Genomic DNA, 22,611 nt, shown 5'->3' with positions numbered 1-22,611 from the left:
ATATAAATCTAAAAACAAGAAAATAATCGGAGGAAATAAACATGGCAAACGCAAATGCATTAGGAATGGTAGAAACAAAAGGACTCGTCGGCGCAATCGAAGCAGCTGATGCAATGGTCAAAGCCGCTAACGTAACTTTGATTGGTAAAGAACAAGTCGGCGCTGGATTGGTAACAGTTTTAGTTCGTGGTGATGTAGGCGCAGTCAAAGCAGCGACAGATGCTGGAGCAGCTGCAGCTGAAAACGTTGGTGAATTGATTTCAGTTCACGTAATTCCACGTCCACATGCTGAAGTGGAAGTTATTCTGCCCAAATAATCTGGGACAGATAAATATTTGCTGAAAGAGCCTGTATTGTAGCGTTTAGGCCTGATACAGGCCCCTGAGGCAAATAGAATACTCAGTGAAAATGAAGCTTATGGGCAGTAGCTCTATACTTAAAAGGAAATATTGGTTTTCGAAGAGTATCAGATTGATTTTCACAGAGTATCAACGGAGTAGAAGGATGTGAATACATGTCAGTTTTTACAGAAGCTAAGATTAGAAAGCTTTATAGAGAATCCGTTCTCGCTGATAACGGTGTCTTTGAATTAAACAAAGATGAAAAACTGACGCCAGCAGCCAGAGGTTTTCTCAATGATCACCATATTCGAATCATTTCTTCAGGTCAGACCAAAGGGAAAACAGACTCAGCTGCTGATGCTATCAGGGTGCCGATTACAAACCTTGAGGACTCTGCTGTGTATCCACGACTATTTAGACTGACTAAACTTTATACTTGCTTTTTGAAGAACCAGAGAGATTTGCATCAGGCTTTTCAGGATGAAAAGTGTGAGCAAGTTGGCCAACTATTGAATATAGTAGAACAAATCGTTGGCCAGCATATTCTGGATGATATTTCTGATTACCAGACAGACATGCCTAGCAATGCAGAATTGCAGGCCATTCGGGTCAGTCGACAGCTCGATCAAGAAACGGTTATGATGAGTTATCAGGAGCCGACTTGGCAGCTGAATTGCTATGAAACATATATCGAAACGACCCTCCTGCGCAAAGAATTGGAGCAGGCTGCTGATGGTGACAGAGATCAATTTGCTTGTAAGGTTTCTCAATTATTAAAATCAATTGAAGTCTTGCTCTGGTTGATAGCAAGCTAATAACAAGAGAAAGAAGAACAGCAATGACTTTAGAAAATTTGGTAAATAAAGTAATTGATAAAGTTCAGGAAGAATTGCAGGGGTCATTTGAGGTAGAGGCGAGCGGACGTCATGTCCATTTGAGTCAGGAAGATTTGGAAGCCTTGTTTGGTCCCAACTATCAATTAACAAAAGCAAAAGACCTATCACAGCCAGGCCAGTTCGCTAGTCAAGAAAGGCTGACAGTTGTCGGTCCAAAAGGCGCTTTTCACAATGTGGTTATTCTGGGACCTGTTCGCAAACATTCTCAGGTAGAAGTTTCCCTGACCGATTGTTTGCAGCTGGGCACCAAGGCTCCCATTCGCGAAAGTGGTGATATCGAAGGAACACCGGGTGTCATCTTGGCTCATGGGGACAAGGCAGTTTGTCTGGATAAGGGCCTGATTGTAGCTAAGCGTCATGTTCATATGACACCGGAAGATGCCGAACGTCTGAATGTAAAAAATCACGAGATTGTACAAGTCAGAGTAGAAGGTGCTCGTCCGCTGATTTTTGATGATGTGGTCATCCGTGTTAGTCCCAAGTTTGCGACCTATATGCATATTGACTACGATGAAGCCAATGCTTGTGGTTTCAAAAAAGGAACACGCGGACGGATTATTAAAAAATAAGTCCTATGAGCAAATAAAAGGTAGGTAAAGAATGGAAAATCTAGATCATTTAGTAGATTTGATTACAGACCGCCTGATGGAAAAGTTGAAGAAAAAGCCTCAGGAACCCTCAGTATATGTCATTGGAGGCGATAAGATTCCTGACTTATTAGAAGGGGAAGGCTTTCAAGTCGTAAAAGATTCTTGCACAGCAGAGATTGTTGTTGTTGAGACACTTGGCTTTGATGCTTTTCTGAGACTCTCATCCCTTTGCCCTTTAGCGGTAGAGGAAGCAGTCATTTTAAAGAGTCTTTTGAAAGGCAAAAAAGTCCTAGTGTCAGACAGCGCCTTTGCTATTCAGCAGTACAAGCAATCTTCTAAAGTGCACTTGTATCAGGAACTGCAGGGACAGCGCGAAAAGCTGATCCGCTACGGTCTGCAATTTTATAAAGAAGGCCAACTCTTAGCACTCCTAGAAAGCAATCATGCTGAAGAGCCTCGTCCGGCTGAAAAGCGGGCGGTGACAGAAGAAGTCAGCCAGAAGGCTAAGGCTCCGATTAAGACGGTTTTGCTGACAGAGAAAAAGCTGAGAGAAATGGGCTTACCTGAAAATGGAAGCTTTAAAATAGAAAAAGGAATGATTGTGACAGCCTTGGCGAGAGATTATCTAAAACGTCAAAAAATAGAAATCATAGAATAAAGGAGTGGGTAGAGATGTTTGTTGGTAAAGTAAAAGGAAGCCTTTGGGCGACTAGAAAAGACGAAAATTTAAATGGTTTGAAATTTTTAGTGGTCGAACGGCAGCTAAATGAACATCAAAGTGACCCAGCTCTGCTTATTGTGGCCGACTGCATCGGTGCAGGCGAAGGAGACCAAGTAATGGTAACCACTGGCAGTTCTGCCCGTATGAGCCTGAATAAGGTAAATATACCTGTGGATATGGTTGTTGTGGCTATCATTGACAAGGTTGACTATCACAGTGATGAAGAATATTAGAAACTAAGGTAATGTTATGAGTATCAATGAAATTATCATTTATATCATGGTTCTATTCATGCTGATCGGTGCAGTGGATAAATGTATCGGTGGCAAACTAGGACTAAGTGAAAAATTTGAAGAAGGTATCATGGCTATGGGAGCTTTGGCTCTGTCTATGGCTGGGATTATGGTAATCGCTCCCCTCTTGGCGGATGTCTTGAAACCGATTGTCGTGCCTTTGTATGGCTTGGTGGGTGCTGACCCGTCTATCTTTGCGACAACCTTCATTGCCAATGATATGGGAGGAGCTCCTCTGGCTCTCAGTCTGGCTCAGGATCCAGCGGTAGGAAATTTTGCTGCCTTTGTACTGGGCTCTATGATGGGGCCAACCATCGTCTTTACAATTCCAGTTGCCTTGGGTATTATCGAAAAAGATGACCGTCCGCTTTTGGCTCGCGGAATCTTATACGGTTTGGTAACTGTTCCGATTGGCTGTCTCCTCGGAGGACTTTTCGTACCAGGTCTGCCTTTTGGAACCTTGATTGTCAATCTTATTCCGATTATCATTGTATCTGCTCTGATTTTCGTAGGATTGCTTTTGGCACCTAATGCCATGATCAAAGGTTTTGAAGTGTTTGGTCAGATTATTGTTATCTTGGCAACGCTTGGTTTGGCCTTTGGTGCAGCTCAGCTCCTGACTGGTAATGAGTGGCTCATCAGCATCTATCCAAAAGGTGCTGATACACTGAAGGAAGCCTTTGAAGTTGTCGGAACGATTGCCGTAACCCTGGCTGGAGCCTTTGGTCTGGTAGCTGTCTTTACCAAGGTAGCCAACAAACCGCTTTCTGCTATCGGAAAATCCCTAGGAATGAACGAAGTTGGTGCAGCTGGTTTGGTAGCTTCTCTGGCTAATAACATTGCCATGTTCCAGATGATGAAGGATATGGACAAACGCGGTAAGATTATCAACGTAGCCTTTGCTGTATCTGCTTCCTTTGTTATCGGAGATCACCTAGGCTTCACAGCCGGTCAAAAACCGGAAATGATTGTGCCGATGATGATTGGTAAATTTGTCGGCGGTATCACAGCGGTATTACTGGCTTTCTTCTTAACGAAGAAGGAAGCTTAGACTTGGAGGTATGAAGTATGGCAGATATTAATCGTTCTGACCTAGAAACATTGGTTCGTAAGATTTTATTGGAAGAATTAGCCACTAAAGATGGTGGGAAAAAAGTCAGCAAGGCAGGCGTAGCTTCTATCGCCCTGCCTGGTCTGGATGTTCGTCCAGAAGATCGCTTGGATACAGGTGATGCGAGCCATCAAGTTTATACACGAGACTTGCTGACCTTAGACGAAAGCCCAAGATTGGGCTTGGGTCTGATGACCATGGAAAAGACAACTTTCCCATGGCATCTGGACTATGATGAAGTGGACTATGTTATTGAAGGGCGTCTTGATATTATCGTTGGTGACGAAGTCATGACAGCTGGCCCGGGCGAAGTACTCTTTATCCCTAAAGGCAGCGACATTCAGTTCTCTGTCAGAGATAAGGCCCGCTTTATCTATGTGACCTATCCGGCTGACTGGCAAGGCTAGTTTGTCGGAGATTTGAATTATCGGATTTACTAGAATGGCAGGACAGCGGCCTGCTGTCCTGCCATTTTGTAATGATGGAAAATAAAAAAACAGATAAAAGATGAGCAACCCTGCGAAAAGTTTATCATCTGCTATCTGTCTCTGCGATTGTTATTTCTGAAGGGAAAGGCCTGTCAAGTATATTTCTTGTAGGCTTAGCTTGGCATTCCTAAAAAAGTTGGTTAGGCTCTTTTTGAGAATGCGGAAAAATCTTCCTTTTTAAAAAACAACCATATTCATTCTAACAGAAAACCTTAGAATAATCTATTCTTTTGACCCAAAAAAAGTAAAAAAAAGAATCAGAAAGAGACATATAGCTATGGTGCTCCTCTTATCTGATTTCCTTATTCCCTAAAATTGTAAGCGCTTCAAAATATATGTCAGCGAAAGGAGCTGTCTTATGGAAAACAAATGCAATATTACAGAATTTGTCGGTGTTAATCCGATAGGCGATACAATTGGACTTGTCATTGCCAATGTGGACCAGCAGGTGCTGGATGCTATGAAGCTAGAAAAGAGCTATCGCTCAATTGGTGTAGTCGGTGCTCGTACCGGTGCAGGTCCTCATATCATGGCCGCAGATGAAGCGGTCAAAGCAACCAATACAGAAATAGTTAAAATCGAACTGCCTCGTGATACTAAGGGTGGTGCTGGGCACGGAAGTTTGATTATCTTCGGTGGTGAAGATGTATCAGATGTCAGACGAGCTGTGGAAGTAACCTTGAAGGAAGTGGATCGAACCTTCGGTGATGTTTATGCTAATGATGCAGGGCATATTGAACTCCAGTATACTGCGCGTGCTAGCTATGCTTGTCAGACTGCCTTTGGTGCTGAATACGGTCGTGCCTTTGGCTTGATTGTCGGAGCACCTGCAGCCATTGGTGTTGTTATGGCGGATACAGCTGTTAAGGCTGCAAACGTTACTGTTGTCGGCTATGCTTCTCCAGGAAATGGTGGCACCAGCCACTCAAACGAAGCTATCCTCTTTATCAGTGGGGATTCTGGAGCAGTTAGACAATCAGTTATCTCAGCGCGTGAAGTTGGACTGGCACTTTTAGGCAGTATGGGTGACGAGCCAACCAACTCACAGCCATCTTACATTTAAGAGTGAGAGGGAGGAAACGGTATGAGATCCAAACGTTTTGAAGTATTGAGCGAACGCCCTATCAACCAAGATGGATTTGTAAAAGAATGGGTTGAAGAAGGTTTGATAGCTATGGAAAGCCCCAATGACCCTAAACCCAGTATCAAAATTCAAAATGGGAAAGTGGTTGAGTTAGACGGCAAACCAAAAGAAGAATTTGACCTGATTGACCAGTTCATTGCCAACTACGGTATTGACTTGAGCCGGGCTGAAGAAGTTATTCAGATGGACTCACGAGAGATTGCCAATAAAATATTGACACCGAATGTGCCTCGGACAGAAATCATCAAGCTGACCAAGGCCATGACTCCGGCTAAAATCATTGAAGTGGTCAATCAGATGAATGTCGTGGAAATCATGATGTGTCTGCAAAAGATGCGGACCCGTAAGCAAACAGCTACTCAAGCCCACGTTACCAATGTCAATGATAATCCAGTTCAGATTGCAGCAGATGCAGCTGAAGGGGCTCTGCGTGGTTTTGCAGAGCAGGAAACAACGGTTGCCGTAGTGCGTTATGCTCCTTTTAATGCCCTATCTCTGATGATTGGCTCACAAGTGGGCCGTCCTGGGGTACTGACTCAGTGCTCCTTGGAAGAAGCGACAGAACTAGAATTTGGTATGCGTGGTTTTACAGCCTATGCTGAGACCATCTCTGTTTATGGTACAGAAGATGTCTTTACCGATGGAGATGATACACCTTGGTCCAAGGCCTTTCTGGCTTCCGCCTATGCCTCTCGTGGACTCAAGATGCGCTTCACTTCCGGTACAGGGTCTGAAGTGCAGATGGGACAAGCCGAAGGCAAGTCCATGCTTTATCTGGAAGCTCGCTGTCTCTATGTCACGAAAGCGGCTGGAGTTCAAGGAACTCAGAATGGATCAGTTAGCTGTATTGGTATTCCTGCAGCTGTTCCAAGTGGTATTCGGGCAGTCGTTGCTGAAAACTTGATTGCCAGCATGCTGGACTTGGAATGTGCTTCATCAAACGACCAAACCTTTACTCACTCAGACTTACGTCGCTCTGTTCGGACTTTGATGCAGTTTGCGCCAGGTACAGACTTTATCAACTCTGGCTACTCTGCTACGCCAAACTATGACAATATGTTTGCTGGATCTAATTGGGATGCGGAAGACTTTGACGACTACAATGTCCTGCAACGTGACCTGCGGGTAGACGGCGGTCTTCGTCCTGTTCGTGAAGAGGAAGTTGTCAAGGTTCGGAACAAGGCAGCACGCGTTATGCAAGCTCTTTTCAAAGGCTTGGGCCTGCCGCCGATTACCGACGAAGAAGTCGAAGCAGCGACATATGCTCATGGCTCTAAAGATATGCCAGAGCGGGATAAGGTTGAAGATATCAAGGCCGCTCAGGGTATTCTGGAACGCGGAGTTCAAGGGGCTGATTTGATTAAAGCCTTGGCTAATAATGGTTTCCCAGAAGTTGCCAATGAGCTGCTCAATTTGTTCAAGCAACGTGTAGCAGGGGATTTCCTGCAAACATCTGCTATCTTTGATCGGGATTGGAATGTTATTTCAGCGGTGAATTCACCGAATGACTATGTTGGTGTCGGTACAGGCCATCGTCTGGTCGGCGAAGAATGGGAAAAAGTCAAAGACATTCCTAAAGCCATTGACCCGCGTGATGTATAGGAGGAGCTAAGATGACAGAGATAAATGAAACTTTACTGCGCTCCATTATTGCAGAAGTGATGAAAGAGATGAGCGCCAATACCAACGAAACAGCTGCTGAAACAAGCGAAAAACCTGTCACAAAGCCTGTGTCCAATGAAAAAGCTGTCATCCGTACAGTTGGTGTGGCTAAGCCTAGCCAGTCAACGGATGAAGTCGTTATTGCAGTTGGGCCTGCCTTTGGGGAACAGCAGGTGAAGACGATGGTGGACATTCCTCATACGGAAGTACTGCGTCAGCTGGTGGCTGGTATCGAAGAAGAAGGGCTCAAGGCTCGCATTGTCAAGGTCTATCGTTCTTCTGACGTTGCCTTTGTAGCAGTAGAAGGAGACCACTTGTCTGGTTCTGGCATTTCTATCGGTGTTCAGTCTAAGGGAACAACGGTTATTCACCAACGTGATTTGCCACCGCTCAGTAATCTGGAACTCTTCCCGCAGGCACCTTTGTTAACTCCTGAAACCTATCGTTTGATTGGTAAAAATGCTGCTAAGTATGCCAAGGGTGAAACACCAAATCCAGTGCCAACCCTTAACGACCAAATGGCTCGTCCTAAGTATCAGGCTTACTCAGCCTTGCTGCATATCAAGGAAACGAAACTGGTTAAAAGAGGAAAACCAGCTGATGAATGTCAGGTGATTTAATGCATATGATGTCTACAAGGAGAAATCAGAATGAGTGAATCAGTAGAAACATTAGTAAAACAAATATTAGCCGAGCTAAGCGATAGCGGCTCAGCTAGTCAAGGAGCAGCCAGTCGTCCGGTCAGTTCTGATGAAGCGACAGCGGCTGATTATCCTATTTCTAAAAAACACCCAGACTGGATAAAGGTTGGTCAGGATAAGAAATTCGAAGATATTACTCTGGAAAATATCTTGTCTGGCTATGTAAAAGCAGAGGATTTGCGGATTAAGCCGGAGATTTTGATCAAGCAAGGTGAAATTGCTAAGAATGCCGGCCGCGAAGCAATCCAGTATAACTTTTCTCGGGCTGCGGAACTGACCAAGGTTCCGGATGCGCGTGTGCTGGAAATCTACAATGCCCTGCGCCCTTACCGGTCTTCCAAACAGGAATTATTGGACATTGCCAATGAATTGGAAAACCAATATGGAGCTGTTATCTGTGCGGGCTTTGTCAGAGAAGCCGCTGAAAATTATGAGCGCCGCAAGAAGTTGAAAGGCGACAACTAATCCGGTTTTATCAAGGCTATTTTGGGTTGAAAAAAGATTGTTATCACTGCTTTTATAAATGCTACTCAAAATAGCCTAATCTTGGTGGAGGTGAAAATGTGAAACGAATCATTGGAGTAGACATAGGAAATTCTTCGACCGAGTCTGCCTTAGCTGAAGTGCAAGATGATGGAAGCATTCACTTTCTTGCCTCAGCCATTGCGGATACAACAGGTATCAAGGGGACCAAGGAAAATGTCCACGGGATTTATCAATCTCTGAGAAAATTGATGGAGCAAACACCGCTTGAGTTGAGACAAGTTGATTTGATTCGGATCAATGAAGCGACGCCTGTTATCGGCGATGTTGCCATGGAAACCATCACAGAGACGGTCATTACTGAGTCTACCATGATTGGTCATAATCCCCGTACTCCAGGCGGTCTGGGTCTGGGGATTGGACTGACAGTGGATATTCTTGATTTGGTTCATCATCCGATTGATGGGAAATACATTGTAGTAGTGCCGAAGGTCATTGATTTTGACTTGGTTGCCCAGCTGATCAATGCCTATCTAGCCAAGGGCTATCAGATTACCGCTGCCATTCTGCAGGCGGATGATGGGGTCCTGATCAACAACCGCATTAGCCAAAAGATTCCAATCGTGGATGAGATTCTCTTTATTGACAAGGTTCCTTTGGGCATGCAAGCTGCTGTTGAAGTGGTAGAGCAGGGGAAGGTGATTTCCCAATTATCCAATCCCTATGGCATTGCGACGGTCTTCGGCTTGAGCGCAGAAGAGACGAAAAGCATCGTTCCCATTGCCCGTGCCCTCATTGGCAACCGCTCGGCTGTCGTAATTAAGACACCAGCAGGTGATGTTCAGGCTAGGACGATTCCAGCAGGCAGTATCCAAATTATCGGTAAGGAGCATACCTTAAAGGTGGATATTTCCAAGGGTGCCGATGAGATTATGGAGAAAATCGTCTATGCTGGTGAGATTAGCAATGTTGTCGGAGAAGCGGGAACCAATGTTGGAGGCATGCTGGAGAAGGTGCGCCAAACCATGGCTGACTTGACCGAGAAAGAGCCTTCCGACATTTATATCCGTGACTTACTGGCCGTCAATACTTTTGCTCCGATTTCTGTGCGCGGTGGTGTGGCTGGAGAATTTTCTATGGAGCAGGCTGTCGGCATTGCCTCTATGGTAAATTCTGACAAGCTGCAAATGTCCATCATTGCCCAAGAAGTCGAACGAGAGCTGGGTATTACCGTAGAAATCGGTGGAGCAGAAGCTGAATCAGCTATCCTCGGGGCTCTGACTACACCAGGGACGGATCGCCCCTTAGCTATTTTGGACTTGGGAGCAGGCTCGACAGATGCTTCCATTATTGATAGCAGGGGTCAAATCTTAGCTGTCCATCTAGCCGGTGCCGGTGATATGGTAACCATGCTGATCAATTCGGAGTTAGGACTGGAAAATCATCATCTGGCAGAGGACATCAAACGATATCCTCTGGCTAAGGTAGAAAGTCTTTTCCATATCCGGCATGAAGACGGCACTGTTCAATTTTTTGATAAGCCGCTGTCTGGAGAGTTATTTGCCAGAGTTGTCATCGTTAAGGAAAATGATGAATTTGTTCCTATTGATGACGGAGACTATTCTATCGAGAAAATCAAACTTGTTCGGCAGTCTGCCAAGGAAAGAGTCTTTGTTACCAATGCAGTTCGGGCTCTCAAGCGTGTCAGTCCTACTCAGAATATTCGAGACATTCCTTTCGTTGTCATCGTAGGCGGCTCAGCTTTGGACTTTGAAATACCTCAGCTAGTGACCGAAGCTCTCTCTCAGCATGCCATTGTGGCTGGTCGAGGCAATGTGCGTGGCTTGGTGGGACCTCGAAATGCAGTAGCAACCGGACTGATTTTGACCTATGTCAGAGAGAAATGGGGGGCCGGCTATGGAATTAGCTTATACTAGAAAGCCTACCATTAGGCTGATAGCTACGGACAATGCTCCCGCGGATAAGGTGGCACAAATCGGCTACGGTATCGAAGAGGAAGGTATTCCTTTTAGTCTGGTCAGCCCAGATGAACTTAGTGATTCTGTATCACTAGCACATGTGGCTGCAACTCAATCCCAGCTGTTAGTAGGGATTGCCTGTGACGGGCGAGATGCAGTCCTCCATTATCGTAACCTGCCGCTTGAAAAATTTATCTATCGCATCAAAGATTATTCCGCTATACCGGACCACGTCTTGCGCCTATTTGGCTCAAATGCAGCGCGTTTGGTCAAGGGAGTCCCGTTTAAAAAATCTGACCTGTTAGAAGCATCTTTTTGACTTGTTCCGATCGATTCAAAAAGATGGCTGAGCTAACTACTGAAAAGAGGTGAAATGGATGGCTAGAGATAGAGAGAAAGACGAGCTCAGCAGTCCAGAACTATCAAGCTGGGAAGGAAACTCAGAATTGCAGGACAGCATTATTCAAAGAGTCCTTGCCAGATGCCAAACCTTACTGGATAAAGAGCCTGTTCTTTTCACAAATATCTATCAGGATGCCTGGGAATTGGTAACAAGGGCCAGACGCAAGGCTGAAGAGCTGGGACTAGCCGTCGTGATAACGGTGGTTGATCCAGCAGCACAAGTCGTGATGACCTATCGTATGGAAAACGCCTTGTTAGTGAGTAACGATATGGCTTATAAGAAAGCTTATACAGCTGTTGGCATGAGAATGCAGTCCAAGGATTTAGCACCTTTAACTCAGCCTGGCCAGTGGCTCTACCAGCTGGAAACGATGACTGACAATAAGGTCGTTAGTTTAGCAGGTGGTATTCCTATTTATTGCCAGTCAGAGATGATTGGCGGTATCGGCGTCAGCGGAGGAAGTTCTGAAGAAGACCAGTCCATCGCTGAGTACGCTGTAGGGCTGTAGAGAAGCAAGCTAATTAAATAATATCAGAGGAGAGAATACCGCTTGCAATCCATGCTTTGGAGCTAGGGATTTTCTCCTATTTTACGAGCATATTTCTCTTATGCTTTCTGAGAATCTATGTTGCGCTGTAGAAGCAATATAGAGGAGAGAGTATAAAGTATTTCGAAATGAAGGAGTATGGAGTATGGAAAAATATCTAGGTGAATTTTTAGGCACCATGGTTCTGATGGTTTTTGGGAATGGAATCGGAGCGTCTATCAGTCTTAATAAGAGTCTCGCAAAAGGTTTCTCTCCCAATTGGTTTACCGTTGTATTTGGCTGGGGCTTGGCAGTGACCTTGGGTGTCTATACGGCAGGATTTTACAATACTGGCGGTCACCTTAACCCAGCTGTCACTATTGCCTTTGCGGTGGGTGGCATCTTCCCTTGGGAGCAAGTGGTGGGCTATATCATCGCTCAGATTCTAGGGGCCTTTGTCGGAGCCGCTATTGTAGTGTTCTTCTATTATCCCCATTTCAAAGAAACCAAGGCAGAAGAAGGCAACTCAGTTGGCGTATTTGCTACTGGACCAGCCATCCAGAATCCAGCATTTAATCTGCTCAGCGAAATCGTTGCGACTTTCTTCTTCATCTTTGCACTTTTGATGATAACGCACGGCGAAATCACGCCTGGACTCACTCCACTCTTAGTTGGCTTCCTCATTATGGCGGTCGGCTTGTCTTTGGGTTCGACGACAGGTTTTGCCCTCAACCCAGCCCGGGACTTCGGTCCGCGCCTTGCTTATGCTCTTTTGCCAGTTCCGAATAAAGGAGATGCAAACTGGGCTTATGCTTGGGTGCCAATTGTAGGACCGACTATCGGTGCTGTCTTGGCTGTCTTAGCAGTCAATGCTATGTAATATATAAAATAGTAAATAAGCTAGCCGACCATTTGAAGCTAGCTTATTTATCTAACAAGCAGCAATGGAAAGTTTCAGTTTTCAAAAAAACGTTATTTAAAAAAATCACTGTTTTCATTGCTCAGGAGAAAAATATGTCTAAAAAAATTTTTGCGATTAATGCGGGCAGTTCGTCATTAAAATTTCAACTGCTCAGTATGCCTGATGAAAGTCTTTTGGTGAAAGGGATTTTTGAAAAAATTGGCTTAAAGGAAGGTATTTTTAAGATTGAATTTGAAGGTCAAAAAGAAAAGGAACTGCTGGCTATTCCTTCGCATCAATTTGCTGTGGATTACCTGCTGAACTTTCTTTTGGAGCGGAAGCTGATTGCTTCTCTGGACGAGATAGATGGAGTCGGTCATCGCGTAGCCCATGGCGGAGAATCCTTTGATGATTCTGCTTTGATAGACGAGCAAGTGCTATCCATCATTGAGAAACTGTCCTTCCTAGCTCCTAGCCATAACCCTGTCAACTTGGTAGGGATTCGAGCTTTCCAAAAGGCGCTGCCGGAGACAGGACAAGTGGTTGTGTTTGATACAGCCTTCCATCAAAGCCTTTCAGAAGCCTATTATCTCTATCCTCTTTCTTGGGATTACTATCATAAATACGGTTTGAGAAAGTATGGTTTCCATGGAACGAGTCACAAGTATATTGCTCAAAAGGTAAAGGAGATTTGGGAGCGGCAAGGAGAAGCTGCGGAGCATTTGAAGATTATCAACTGCCATTTGGGCAATGGTGCTAGTATTTGCGCCATTAAAAATGGTCAGTCTGTCAATACTTCGATGGGATTCACCCCCTTGGCTGGCCTGATGATGGGCTCCCGCTCCGGTGACATAGATCCCATGATTCTTCCTTTTCTGCTAGAACAGGAAAAATTATCAGCTCAGCAATTAAGCGATGTCCTCAATAAAGAATCAGGTCTGCTGGCTATCTCTCAGCTCAGCAATGATTTAAGAGATGTTCTGGAAGCTTGTGACAGAGGCGATGAAAAAGCTAGTCTAGCAGTCAATATGTTTGTCAACCGCATCGCTCAGACCATTGCAAGCTACATCACAGATTTAGATGGTCTGGATGCCTTGGTTTTTACTGCTGGAATCGGCGAGAATTCAGCAGTGATCCGCAGCTTGGTCGTTCAAAAGCTCAATTGTTTAGGACTTTCTTTAAATCAGGCAGCTAACGAGCAAGGACAGCTCTTTATCCAAAATTCTCAGTCGCAAGCTAAAATTCTCATTCTTCCAACCAACGAAGAATTGATGATTGCCCAAGATACCATGCGTTTGCTGGAATTTAAGTAGCCAAAAGAGTAGTAGAATGTTCAAGGAGTGCAGGAATAACTTTCTATATTAATAAGAAAAAACCAGTTTATCCTTGTGTTGTTTAGACTCGAAAAGACAGAGCAAGACCTCTGCCTTTTCTTTTTTAGCTTAGATATCTTGCCATCTTACAGTTCTGTAAGCACAGTCTGATGGAGCTTTTTTGCTTTTTTCATTCTTGAAAGATATAGGAAAACATGCTATAATGAAAAGAACATTCTAAAAATCAGAAAGATTATTATATAGTAAGGAAAAAAATGGCGAATATTTTAAAGACTATCATTGAAAATGATAAAGGTGAATTAAGAAAATTAGAAAAAATGGCTGACAAAGTCTTGGCTTATGAAGACGAAATGGCAGCTTTGTCTGATGAAGAACTTCAGGCAAAAACAGAAGAATTCAAGAAACGCTATGCTGATGGCGAAACTTTAGATCAGCTCTTATTTGAAGCTTTTGCGGTTGTCCGTGAAGGAGCTAAGCGAGTGTTGGGCCTTTTCCCTTATAAGGTTCAGGTTATGGGAGGAATCGTTCTCCATCATGGTGACGTTCCAGAGATGCGTACCGGTGAAGGAAAAACCTTGACTGCGACGATGCCAGTTTACTTAAATGCCCTTGCAGGCAAAGGAGTACACGTTGTCACAGTCAACGAATACCTGACTGAGCGTGACGCGACCGAAATGGGAGAACTCTACTCTTGGCTGGGCCTTTCTGTCGGTATCAATCTGGCTGCTAAGTCTCCATCTGAAAAGAAAGAAGCATATGCTTGCGACATTACCTATTCAACCAATGCTGAGATCGGCTTTGACTACCTGCGTGATAACATGGTAGTCCGCGCTGAAAACATGGTACAGCGCCCACTCAACTATGCCTTGGTCGATGAGGTGGACTCAATCCTGATTGACGAAGCTCGGACACCATTGATTGTATCCGGACCGGTTTCTTCAGATACCAACCAGCTTTATCATATGGCTGACCACTATGTCAAATCTCTGGATAAGGACGACTACATCATCGATGTTCAGTCTAAGACGATTGGTCTGTCTGACTCAGGGATTGATAAGGCAGAAAGCTACTTCAAGCTGGACAATCTCTACGATATTGAAAATGTTGCCCTGACTCATTTTATCGACAATGCTCTGCGAGCTAACTACATCATGCTCCTTGACATTGACTATGTGGTCAGTGAAGATCAGGAAATTCTGATTGTCGATCAGTTTACTGGTCGGACAATGGAAGGACGTCGTTACTCTGACGGTCTCCACCAAGCGATTGAAGCCAAAGAAGGTGTGCCGATTCAGGAAGAAACAAAGACTTCTGCTTCTATTACTTATCAGAACCTCTTCCGTATGTATAAGAAGCTGTCCGGCATGACAGGTACAGCTAAGACGGAGGAAGAAGAGTTCCGCGAAACATACAACATTCGTGTTATTCCGATTCCAACTAACCGTCCGGTAGCACGTATTGACCATTCTGACCTGCTCTACCCAAGTATTGATTCTAAGTTTAAGGCAGTTGTTCAGGATGTTAAAGAGCGTCATGAAAAAGGCCAGCCAGTTCTGGTCGGTACCGTTGCGGTTGAAACCAGTGATTATATTTCTAAGAAATTGGTGGAAGCTGGGGTTCCTCATGAAGTTCTTAATGCGAAAAACCACTATAAAGAAGCACAAATTATCATGAACGCCGGCCAACGTGGTGCGGTTACTATTGCGACCAATATGGCCGGACGGGGAACCGACATCAAGTTGGGTGAAGGTGTTCGCGAACTGGGCGGTCTCTGTGTTATTGGTACAGAGCGCCATGAAAGCCGCCGGATTGATAATCAGCTGCGCGGACGTTCAGGTCGTCAGGGTGACCCAGGTGAGTCACAGTTCTACCTGTCACTGGAAGATGAGCTTATGCGCCGCTTTGGATCAGAGCGCATTAAAGCCCTCTTGGATCGAATGAACCTTAGTGACGAAGATTCTGTTATCAAGTCTGGCATGCTGACCCGTCAGGTAGAGGCAGCTCAGAAGCGTGTCGAAGGAAATAACTACGATACGCGGAAACAAGTCTTGCAGTATGATGACGTGATGCGTGAGCAACGGGAAATTATCTATGCCGAGCGCCACGATGTCATTACTGCTGACCGTGACCTCAGTCCTGAAATCCAGGCTATGATTAAGCGGACTATCAACCGTATCGTTGATGGCAGCAGCCACTCTGATCAGGATGAAAAGATTGAAGCGATTTTAAACTTTGCTAAGTATAACTTGGTTTCAGAAGATTCTATTTCAGATAGCGATTTGGAAGGCAAATCTGACCAAGAAATCAAAGATTATCTGTTTGAACGTGCACTTGAAGTCTATGATAGTCAGATTGCTAAGCTGCGAGACGAAGAAGCAGTGCGTGAATTCCAGAAGGTCTTGATCCTGCGCGTGGTGGACAGCAAGTGGACTGACCATATCGACGCCCTTGACCAGCTGCGCAATGCTGTTGGACTGCGCGGTTATGCACAAAATAACCCAGTTGTCGAATATCAAGCAGAAAGCTTCCGTATGTTCAACGACATGATTGGCTCCATCGAGTTTGACGTGACTCGTTTGATGATGAAAGCGCAGATTCATGAGCAAGAGCGCCCTCGGACAGAGCGTGCTATCAGTACGACAGCTACCCGCAATATCTCTGCTAAGGCGCCAAATATGCCTGAGAATACAGACCTGTCTAACGTAAAGAGAAACGACCCTTGTCCATGTGGCTCTGGCAAGAAGTTCAAGAACTGTCACGGCCGTAAAAAGTAAGCATAAAAGAAGGAGAATAGATGACCTTTAAAGCAACCAGTCAACCCATTGATGTGGCAGAAGTTCGCCAACTTGCTAAGCTAGAAGGCGACATGCTAGCTCGCAAGGAAAAACGTGACCGAGAGTTAGAAGCAATTCTGCGTGGTCAGGATGACCGCATTCTCTTGGTCATTGGTCCCTGCTCTTCAGATAATGAAGAAGCGGTGCTGGAGTATGCCAAGCGTTTATCTGCTCTCCAAGAAGAAGTGAAAGACCGTATTTTCATGGTCATGCGTGTTTATACTGCCAAGCCTCGGACGAACGGAGATGGCTACAAAGGGCTTATTCATCAGCCTAATGCGACCGCCGCTCCAAGTCTGATTAACGGCATCAAGGCAGTCCGCAATCTGCACTATCGGGTTATTTCCGAGACAGGCATGACCACGGCTGATGAGATGCTCTATCCAGAAAATCTGCCTCTGGTAGATGATTTAATTTCTTACATGGCTGTAGGAGCTCGCTCGGTCGAAGACCAGCAGCACCGCTTTGTAGCTAGTGGAGCGGATCTTCCGACTGGCTTGAAAAATCCGACTTCTGGCAATCTCAATGTCATGTTTAACGGCATCTATGCAGCCCAGAACAAGCAGAGTTTCCTATTCGCGGGTAAGGAAGTCGAAACGTCTGGCAATCCTTTGGCGCATGCCATCTTGCGCGGTGCCCTCAATGAATACGGTAAGAATATTCCAAACTACTATTATGATAACTTGCTGGATACCATCGCCCAGTATGAGAAAATGGGCTTAGAAAATCCCTTTATCATCATTGACACCAATCATGATAACTCTGGTAAGCAGTATCTGGAGCAGGTTCGTATCGTTCGCCAGACTCTGATTAACCGGGACTGGAATGAAAAGATTAAGGCTACAGTACGTGGCTTTATGATCGAGTCTTATCTGGAAGACGGTCGTCAGGACGAACCAGAAGTCTTTGGCAAGTCCATTACTGATCCTTGTCTGGGCTGGGCAAATACAGAACAGCTGGTTCGTGAAATTTATGATACATTAGGAAAATAGTATGGCATTTATCGAAAAAGGTCAGAAGATTGACATTGAGCAGATTAAGTCCAGAACCAGACTGACTGGTCAGGCCTTGACTCATAAAAACAAGCGAGACCAAGAACTAGCTGAGATTCTTAGAGGAGAAGACGAGCGTATTCTCTTGGTGATTGGCCCTTGCTCATCGGACAATGAAGAGGCTGTGCTGGAGTATGCCCGCCGCTTGTCAGAGCTGCAGAAGAAGGTCGCAGATAAGATTTTTATCGTCATGCGGGTCTATACTGCTAAGCCGCGGACCAATGGGGATGGCTATAAGGGCTTGGTTCATCAACCGGATACTTCTAAAGCACCTAGCCTTATCAATGGTTTGCAGGCTGTTCGTCAGCTGCACTACCGTGTCATTACAGAGACTGGTCTGACGACGGCTGATGAGATGCTCTATCCGTCCAATCTTGTGCTGGTAGATGACTTGGTTAGCTATCATGCTGTGGGTGCCCGTTCAGTTGAAGATCAGGAGCACCGTTTTGTGGCGTCAGGTATTGACGCTCCAGTCGGCATGAAAAATCCAACTTCTGGCAATCTGGGTGTTATGTTTAACGCTGTCTATGCGGCACAAAATAAGCAGACTTTCCTTTTTCATGGCCAGGAAGTAGAAACATTTGGGAATCCTTTGGCTCACGTTATTCTGCGTGGGGCTACCAATGAATATGGTAAAAATATCCCAAATTTCTACTATGAGAATATGCTGGATGCCATTTCCTACTATGAAAAGATGGGCTTGGAGAATCCTTTCATCGTCATTGATACCAATCATGATAACTCTGGCAAGCAATATCTGGATCAGATTAGGATTGTGCGTCAGACCTTGCTTAATCGGGACTGGAATGAAAAAATCAAGCGGACAGTTCGTGGCTTCATGATTGAGTCTTATCTGGAAGACGGACGGCAAAATGAACCGGAAGTCTTTGGTAAATCCATTACTGACCCTTGCCTAGGCTGGGACAACACTGTTCAGCTCATTGAAGAAATTTATGACACTTTAGATAAATAAGGAAAATTGAAAGGGACAGTCTTGACCTGTAAAGAGGACTAACTGTCGGGTGAAGACGAACTCAGCTGGCGGCCCAGCTGAGTTTTGTCGCCTTTCCAGAGAATGATATGATAAAAGGACACGGAATTGACATAGAAGAGTTGGCTGCCATTGAGCGAGCCTATCTGAAAAATGCCCGCTTTGCAAAGAAGGTGCTGACCAAGGCGGAGCTTACTCGTTTTGAGGAGTTATCTGGCAAACGGAAAATCGAATTTCTGGCTGGCCGTTGGGCTGCCAAGGAGGCTTTTTCTAAAGCTTGGGGAACCGGTATCGGTAAGCTCAAGTTTCAAGACTTGGAGATTTTAAACGACCGTCAGGGAGCGCCTTATTTCAGCCGGTCACCTTTTACTGGCAAGGTTTGGATTTCGCTCAGCCACGCTGCTGGCCTGGTTACAGCCAGCGTTATTTTGGAGGAAGATGATGAAAGCTAGTCTGCATAGACCTAGCAAGGCAGTGATTGATTTAGCTGCTATTGCTTTTAATATTAGACAACTGAGTGCCCATCTGCCTCAGACGACAGAGAAGTGGGCTGTCGTTAAAGCCAATGCTTATGGCCACGGATCTATTGAGGTTTCTAGACACATTGAGCCGCTCGTAGATGGTTTTTGTGTGTCTAATATTGATGAAGCCTTGGAGCTGCGCTCAGCTGGCATTGGCAAAAAAATTCTGGTGCTAGGAGTATCAGATTTGGCTGTGCTTCCGCTGGCTAGAAATGAAAAGGTGTCTCTGACCGTAGCCAGTCTGGAGTGGCTGGATCTAGCTTTAGCTGAGGAAAAAGACTTAACAGGATTGAATTTTCATATTAAGATTGACTCTGGTATGGGGCGGATTGGATTTCGAGATAGTCAGGAAGCTCAGGAGGCAATCCATCGCTTGCAGGCTGCTGGGGCTGTCGCGGAGGGAATTTTTACCCACTTTGCAACGGCAGATGAAGCGGAGCACCATAAGTTTGAAGCCCAGCTGGCTCGTTTTCATCAGATCTTATCTGAGCTGGACAGTGTTCCCCCTCTCGTTCACGCTAGTAATTCCGCTACCTCTCTCTGGCACAGCGAGACCGTTCTAAATGCAGTTCGGCTGGGGGATATCATCTATGGTCTCAACCCTAGCGGAAGAGTCTTGGAACTTCCTTATGAATTCAAGCCTGCCTTGACTCTGGTCTCAGAATTGGTGCATGTCAAGGAAGTTGAGGCTGGAGCAGATGTTGGCTATGGAGCCACCTACACGAGCAAGTCTCAAGAGTGGATTGGTACCATTCCTTTGGGTTATGCGGATGGCTGGACACGGGATATGCAGGGCTTTGATGTCTTGATTGATGGTCAGCGTTGCCCAATTGTTGGCCGCGTTTCCATGGACCAAATTACAGTGCGCCTGCCTCAAGCTTATCCTCTTGGCACTCCGGTTGTGTTGATTGGAAATAGCGGAGCAGAGACCATTACTGCGACAGATGTAGCCGAAAAGCGCGGTACCATTAACTATGAAGTGGTTTGCTTGATTAGCGACCGTGTACCGAGGGTCTATAAAAACTAAGAAGATTAATGCAGGGAACCGCTTGTAGTATTTGATAATGTTCTAGCTTTGCCCCCCTGTCTGTGATTTTAGAACTGCAGCAGTATCAGAACTGAAAGAGGAATTATGAATTTACACCAACCTTTGACGGTTCTGCCTGGTGTAGGACCGAAATCAGCAGAAAAATTTGCCAAGCTGGGTTTAGAGACCTTGCAGGATTTGCTGCTTTATTTTCCTTTTCGTTATGAGGATTTTAAGAGTAAGAATGTCCTAGACTTGGAGGATGGAGAAAAGGCGGTTATTTCTGGTCAGGTCGTGACCCCAGCCAATGTCCAGTATTATGGCTACAAACGCAATCGCCTGCGCTTCACTATCAAGCAGGGAGAAGTCGCTCTGGCAGTTAATTTCTTTAACCAGCCTTATCTGGCGGACAAGATTGAAGTGGGAGCTAATATAGCCGTCTTTGGAAAGTGGGACAAAGCCAAGGCTAGTCTGACTGGAATGAAACTACTGGCTCAGATAGAGGACGACTTGCAACCTGTCTATCGGCTGGCTCAGGGAATTAGTCAGGCCAGTCTGGTCAAGCTGATTAAGACTGCCTTTGACCAAGGATTAGACTTGCTCTTAGAGGAAAATGTGCCCCAGTCCCTGCTGGAACGCTACCAGCTAGTGAGCAGAGTTGAGGCTGTGCGGGCTATGCATTTTCCAAAGGATTTGGCGGACTACAAGCAGGCTATTCGGCGGGTTAAATTTGAAGAACTCTTTTATTTCCAGATGCAGCTGCAGGTCTTAAAGAGAGAAACCAAGGCTGTCAGCAATGGATTAAAAATTGATTGGCAGTCGGATGCTGTGGCCGAGAAAAAGCAGAGCTTACCTTTTGAGCTGACTTCGGCTCAGGAGCGCAGTCTGACAGAGATTTTGCATGATTTGCGGTCGCCTGGGCACATGAATCGTCTGCTGCAGGGCGATGTAGGAAGCGGAAAAACAGTAGTCGCTGGTCTGGCTATGTATGCTGTTTATACAGCAGGCTTTCAGTCAGCTCTGATGGTTCCAACAGAAATTTTAGCTGAGCAGCATTTTGACAGCCTAGCTCAGCTATTTCCAGAATTGAAGCTGGCCCTGCTTACTGGGGGAATGAAAGCAGCTGAACGCCGGGAGACCTTGGCAGCGATTGAAAAGGGGCAGGTGGACATGATTGTCGGAACCCATGCCCTGATTCAGGAAGGAGTCCGTTACCATGCATTGGGCTTGGTCATTATTGACGAGCAGCATCGCTTTGGTGTGGAACAACGCCGGATTTTACGGGAAAAGGGAGACAATCCTGATGTCCTCATGATGACGGCGACGCCTATTCCCAGAACCCTTGCTATTACAGCATTTGGTGATATGGATGTGTCCATCATTGACCAGATGCCGGCGGGACGAAAGCCAATCATCACCCGCTGGGTCAAGCATGAGCAGTTGGAAGTCGTCCTTGGCTGGCTGAAAAAAGAGCTCCATAAGGGAGCTCAGGTCTATTTTATTTCTCCTTTGATTGAGGAGTCAGAAGCTTTGGATCTTAAGAATGCCATTGCCTTAGAAGAAGAACTGACAGCCTATTTTGGTCAGCAGGCACAAGTGGCTCTGCTTCATGGCAAGATGAAGAGCGAGGAAAAAGAGGCGATTATGCAGGACTTTAAGGAAGGGCGGACTGATATTCTGGTCTCTACCACAGTCATTGAGGTCGGAGTCAATGTCCCAAATGCTACGGTGATGCTCATCATGGATGCGGATCGATTCGGACTCAGCCAGCTTCATCAGCTGCGAGGCCGTGTCGGCCGAGGCAGCAAGCAGTCTTATGCCGTCCTTGTTGCCAATCCTAAGACGGAGTCGGGCAAGCGCCGCATGAAAATCATGACTGAGACGACTGATGGTTTCCTGCTGGCTGAGGAGGATCTGAAAATGCGAGGCTCTGGAGAAATCTTTGGCACTCGACAGTCTGGTATTCCTGAGTTTCAAGTGGCAGACATCGTAGAAGATTATCCGATTTTAGAAGAAGCCAGAAAGGTTGCCAGCCAGATTACAGCTGATCCGAACTGGCGGACAGATCCTAGTTGGCACTTGATTGCTCTTCATTTGGACAAGCGAGATTACCTAGATTAAGAGTTCTTTGGATTAAGTTTCCTGCAAGTTATTTATAAGTAGGCTTTAAGTTTGAGGGATTATACTATTGTCAAATCAAAGAAAGAGGTAGGACCAATGACAATGTAAACTTCCCTTAACATCCTGTAACCAAAGCTTGAAGACTAGAAGACTTGCGAGGTATGAGGCACTCAAAGAAGCAGAATAAATTAGAATTTTTTCATCAACAATCTCCTAATAAATCACAAGCTTCACCCGATTGGTGAAGTTTTTTTGTATTTGATTGAAAAGACTTGTTCATTTCAAATAGTAGATAGAGATTGCTGGACTTCTTTGACTATAAGCTTTCCCTAAGAAATCTATAAGAGATTCTTAAGCTTAGAGCTGTATCCTTATATCCAAGTAAGAACAAAAAGATTAGGGACCAAACTTGAAGCTAAACACTCCAAGAGTTTCGTTTTTGTTCTTAAAGAATTAATGATAAGCGAGGTAAAAGCTATGAAAGTTGCAATC

General features: G+C 45.3%; 22 protein-coding genes. All 22 read left to right on the top strand.

Features of this window, described 5'->3' with window-relative positions:
• Positions 1-41: 41 nt before the first annotated feature.
• Positions 42-317: a propanediol utilization microcompartment protein PduA gene (gene pduA / locus ELZ47_RS09150; protein WP_002929465.1), complete on the top strand. Its 276-nt coding sequence runs from the start codon at positions 42-44 to the stop codon at positions 315-317.
• A gap of 197 nt (positions 318-514) precedes the next feature.
• Positions 515-1,156, top strand: a complete 642-nt coding sequence (locus ELZ47_RS09145) for a hypothetical protein (protein ID WP_126435865.1) — start codon at positions 515-517, stop codon at positions 1,154-1,156.
• Positions 1,157-1,179: 23 nt separating this feature from the next.
• Positions 1,180-1,806, top strand: coding sequence for an ethanolamine utilization phosphate acetyltransferase EutD (gene eutD, locus ELZ47_RS09140; RefSeq protein WP_002896361.1), 627 nt, complete (start codon positions 1,180-1,182; stop codon positions 1,804-1,806).
• A 31-nt stretch (positions 1,807-1,837) separates the two neighbouring features.
• The gene (locus ELZ47_RS09135; protein WP_011836569.1) at positions 1,838-2,485 is read left to right on the top strand and encodes an ethanolamine utilization protein; all 648 of its coding nucleotides are present in this window, start codon (positions 1,838-1,840) and stop codon (positions 2,483-2,485) included.
• A gap of 14 nt (positions 2,486-2,499) precedes the next feature.
• Positions 2,500-2,781 (top strand): EutN/CcmL family microcompartment protein, encoded by a 282-nt coding sequence (locus tag ELZ47_RS09130; protein WP_011836570.1) that lies wholly within the window; start codon positions 2,500-2,502, stop codon positions 2,779-2,781.
• A gap of 16 nt (positions 2,782-2,797) precedes the next feature.
• Complete coding sequence (locus tag ELZ47_RS09125; protein WP_126435864.1) at positions 2,798-3,892, top strand: ethanolamine utilization protein EutH; 1,095 nt, start codon at positions 2,798-2,800, stop codon at positions 3,890-3,892.
• Between the two features lie 17 nt (positions 3,893-3,909).
• A complete protein-coding gene (locus ELZ47_RS09120) occupies positions 3,910-4,359 on the top strand; it encodes a cupin domain-containing protein (RefSeq protein ID WP_002896350.1) in 450 nt (149 codons plus the stop codon).
• 412 nt (positions 4,360-4,771) lie between these two features.
• A complete protein-coding gene (gene pduB, locus ELZ47_RS09115) occupies positions 4,772-5,503 on the top strand; it encodes a propanediol utilization microcompartment protein PduB (RefSeq protein WP_260425614.1) in 732 nt (243 codons plus the stop codon).
• A gap of 21 nt (positions 5,504-5,524) precedes the next feature.
• Positions 5,525-7,186: a propanediol/glycerol family dehydratase large subunit gene (locus ELZ47_RS09110; protein WP_002907135.1), complete on the top strand. Its 1,662-nt coding sequence runs from the start codon at positions 5,525-5,527 to the stop codon at positions 7,184-7,186.
• 11 nt (positions 7,187-7,197) lie between these two features.
• Complete coding sequence (locus tag ELZ47_RS09105) at positions 7,198-7,866, top strand: propanediol/glycerol family dehydratase medium subunit (protein ID WP_002896346.1); 669 nt, start codon at positions 7,198-7,200, stop codon at positions 7,864-7,866.
• Between the two features lie 30 nt (positions 7,867-7,896).
• A complete protein-coding gene (locus ELZ47_RS09100) occupies positions 7,897-8,412 on the top strand; it encodes a diol dehydratase small subunit (RefSeq protein WP_126435863.1) in 516 nt (171 codons plus the stop codon).
• A gap of 98 nt (positions 8,413-8,510) precedes the next feature.
• A complete protein-coding gene (locus ELZ47_RS09095; RefSeq protein ID WP_126435862.1) occupies positions 8,511-10,367 on the top strand; it encodes a diol dehydratase reactivase subunit alpha in 1,857 nt (618 codons plus the stop codon).
• The gene (locus ELZ47_RS09090; RefSeq protein WP_126435861.1) at positions 10,348-10,728 is read left to right on the top strand and encodes a glycerol dehydratase reactivase beta/small subunit family protein; all 381 of its coding nucleotides are present in this window, start codon (positions 10,348-10,350) and stop codon (positions 10,726-10,728) included. Before ELZ47_RS09095 ends, ELZ47_RS09090 begins: the two co-directional genes overlap by 20 nt.
• A 58-nt stretch (positions 10,729-10,786) precedes the next feature.
• Entirely contained in the window at positions 10,787-11,320 is a 534-nt protein-coding gene (locus ELZ47_RS09085) for a GlcG/HbpS family heme-binding protein (protein ID WP_126435860.1), read from the top strand.
• A 184-nt stretch (positions 11,321-11,504) separates the two neighbouring features.
• Positions 11,505-12,218: an MIP/aquaporin family protein gene (locus ELZ47_RS09080; protein WP_126435859.1), complete on the top strand. Its 714-nt coding sequence runs from the start codon at positions 11,505-11,507 to the stop codon at positions 12,216-12,218.
• A gap of 134 nt (positions 12,219-12,352) precedes the next feature.
• Positions 12,353-13,552, top strand: a complete 1,200-nt coding sequence (locus tag ELZ47_RS09075) for an acetate/propionate family kinase (protein WP_126435858.1) — start codon at positions 12,353-12,355, stop codon at positions 13,550-13,552.
• Between the two features lie 275 nt (positions 13,553-13,827).
• Positions 13,828-16,347, top strand: coding sequence for a preprotein translocase subunit SecA (gene secA, locus ELZ47_RS09065; RefSeq protein WP_126435857.1), 2,520 nt, complete (start codon positions 13,828-13,830; stop codon positions 16,345-16,347).
• Between the two features lie 20 nt (positions 16,348-16,367).
• Positions 16,368-17,399 carry a 3-deoxy-7-phosphoheptulonate synthase gene (locus ELZ47_RS09060; RefSeq protein WP_002901054.1) on the top strand — a complete coding sequence of 344 codons (1,032 nt, stop codon included), beginning with the start codon at positions 16,368-16,370 and terminating at the stop codon, positions 17,397-17,399.
• Between the two features lies 1 nt (position 17,400).
• The gene (locus ELZ47_RS09055) at positions 17,401-18,432 is read left to right on the top strand and encodes a 3-deoxy-7-phosphoheptulonate synthase (protein ID WP_126435856.1); all 1,032 of its coding nucleotides are present in this window, start codon (positions 17,401-17,403) and stop codon (positions 18,430-18,432) included.
• Positions 18,433-18,539: 107 nt separating this feature from the next.
• Positions 18,540-18,902 carry a holo-ACP synthase gene (acpS, locus tag ELZ47_RS09050; RefSeq protein WP_126435855.1) on the top strand — a complete coding sequence of 121 codons (363 nt, stop codon included), beginning with the start codon at positions 18,540-18,542 and terminating at the stop codon, positions 18,900-18,902.
• Positions 18,892-19,998, top strand: a complete 1,107-nt coding sequence (gene alr / locus ELZ47_RS09045) for an alanine racemase (RefSeq protein WP_164549640.1) — start codon at positions 18,892-18,894, stop codon at positions 19,996-19,998. The genes acpS and alr overlap by 11 nt, the downstream gene beginning before the upstream one ends.
• A gap of 105 nt (positions 19,999-20,103) precedes the next feature.
• Positions 20,104-22,119 (top strand): ATP-dependent DNA helicase RecG, encoded by a 2,016-nt coding sequence (recG, locus tag ELZ47_RS09040; protein WP_126435853.1) that lies wholly within the window; start codon positions 20,104-20,106, stop codon positions 22,117-22,119.
• Positions 22,120-22,611 lie beyond the last annotated feature (492 nt).

The organism is Streptococcus sanguinis (genome assembly GCF_900635155.1).
In the GTDB taxonomy this organism is placed as follows: Bacteria; Bacillota; Bacilli; order Lactobacillales; family Streptococcaceae; genus Streptococcus; species Streptococcus sanguinis_G.
This window is presented reverse-complemented; position numbering and strand designations above follow the sequence as displayed.

Excerpts from the sequence above, each read along its gene's own strand:
- ELZ47_RS09125 (WP_126435864.1), top strand. The coding sequence starts at position 2,798 with ATGAGTATCAATGAAATTATCATTTATATCATGGTTCTATTCATGCTG.
- recG (WP_126435853.1), top strand. The coding sequence starts at position 20,104 with ATGAATTTACACCAACCTTTGACGGTTCTGCCTGGTGTAGGACCGAAA.
- ELZ47_RS09145 (WP_126435865.1), top strand. The coding sequence starts at position 515 with ATGTCAGTTTTTACAGAAGCTAAGATTAGAAAGCTTTATAGAGAATCC.
- ELZ47_RS09080 (WP_126435859.1), top strand. The coding sequence starts at position 11,505 with ATGGAAAAATATCTAGGTGAATTTTTAGGCACCATGGTTCTGATGGTT.
- ELZ47_RS09075 (WP_126435858.1), top strand. The coding sequence starts at position 12,353 with ATGTCTAAAAAAATTTTTGCGATTAATGCGGGCAGTTCGTCATTAAAA.
- pduA (WP_002929465.1), top strand. The coding sequence starts at position 42 with ATGGCAAACGCAAATGCATTAGGAATGGTAGAAACAAAAGGACTCGTC.
- ELZ47_RS09085 (WP_126435860.1), top strand. The coding sequence starts at position 10,787 with ATGGCTAGAGATAGAGAGAAAGACGAGCTCAGCAGTCCAGAACTATCA.
- secA (WP_126435857.1), top strand. The coding sequence starts at position 13,828 with ATGGCGAATATTTTAAAGACTATCATTGAAAATGATAAAGGTGAATTA.
- ELZ47_RS09055 (WP_126435856.1), top strand. The coding sequence starts at position 17,401 with ATGGCATTTATCGAAAAAGGTCAGAAGATTGACATTGAGCAGATTAAG.
- ELZ47_RS09105 (WP_002896346.1), top strand. The coding sequence starts at position 7,198 with ATGACAGAGATAAATGAAACTTTACTGCGCTCCATTATTGCAGAAGTG.
- eutD (WP_002896361.1), top strand. The coding sequence starts at position 1,180 with ATGACTTTAGAAAATTTGGTAAATAAAGTAATTGATAAAGTTCAGGAA.
- ELZ47_RS09110 (WP_002907135.1), top strand. The coding sequence starts at position 5,525 with ATGAGATCCAAACGTTTTGAAGTATTGAGCGAACGCCCTATCAACCAA.
- ELZ47_RS09120 (WP_002896350.1), top strand. The coding sequence starts at position 3,910 with ATGGCAGATATTAATCGTTCTGACCTAGAAACATTGGTTCGTAAGATT.
- ELZ47_RS09060 (WP_002901054.1), top strand. The coding sequence starts at position 16,368 with ATGACCTTTAAAGCAACCAGTCAACCCATTGATGTGGCAGAAGTTCGC.
- alr (WP_164549640.1), top strand. The coding sequence starts at position 18,892 with ATGAAAGCTAGTCTGCATAGACCTAGCAAGGCAGTGATTGATTTAGCT.
- acpS (WP_126435855.1), top strand. The coding sequence starts at position 18,540 with ATGATAAAAGGACACGGAATTGACATAGAAGAGTTGGCTGCCATTGAG.
- ELZ47_RS09090 (WP_126435861.1), top strand. The coding sequence starts at position 10,348 with ATGGAATTAGCTTATACTAGAAAGCCTACCATTAGGCTGATAGCTACG.
- ELZ47_RS09100 (WP_126435863.1), top strand. The coding sequence starts at position 7,897 with ATGAGTGAATCAGTAGAAACATTAGTAAAACAAATATTAGCCGAGCTA.
- ELZ47_RS09135 (WP_011836569.1), top strand. The coding sequence starts at position 1,838 with ATGGAAAATCTAGATCATTTAGTAGATTTGATTACAGACCGCCTGATG.
- ELZ47_RS09130 (WP_011836570.1), top strand. The coding sequence starts at position 2,500 with ATGTTTGTTGGTAAAGTAAAAGGAAGCCTTTGGGCGACTAGAAAAGAC.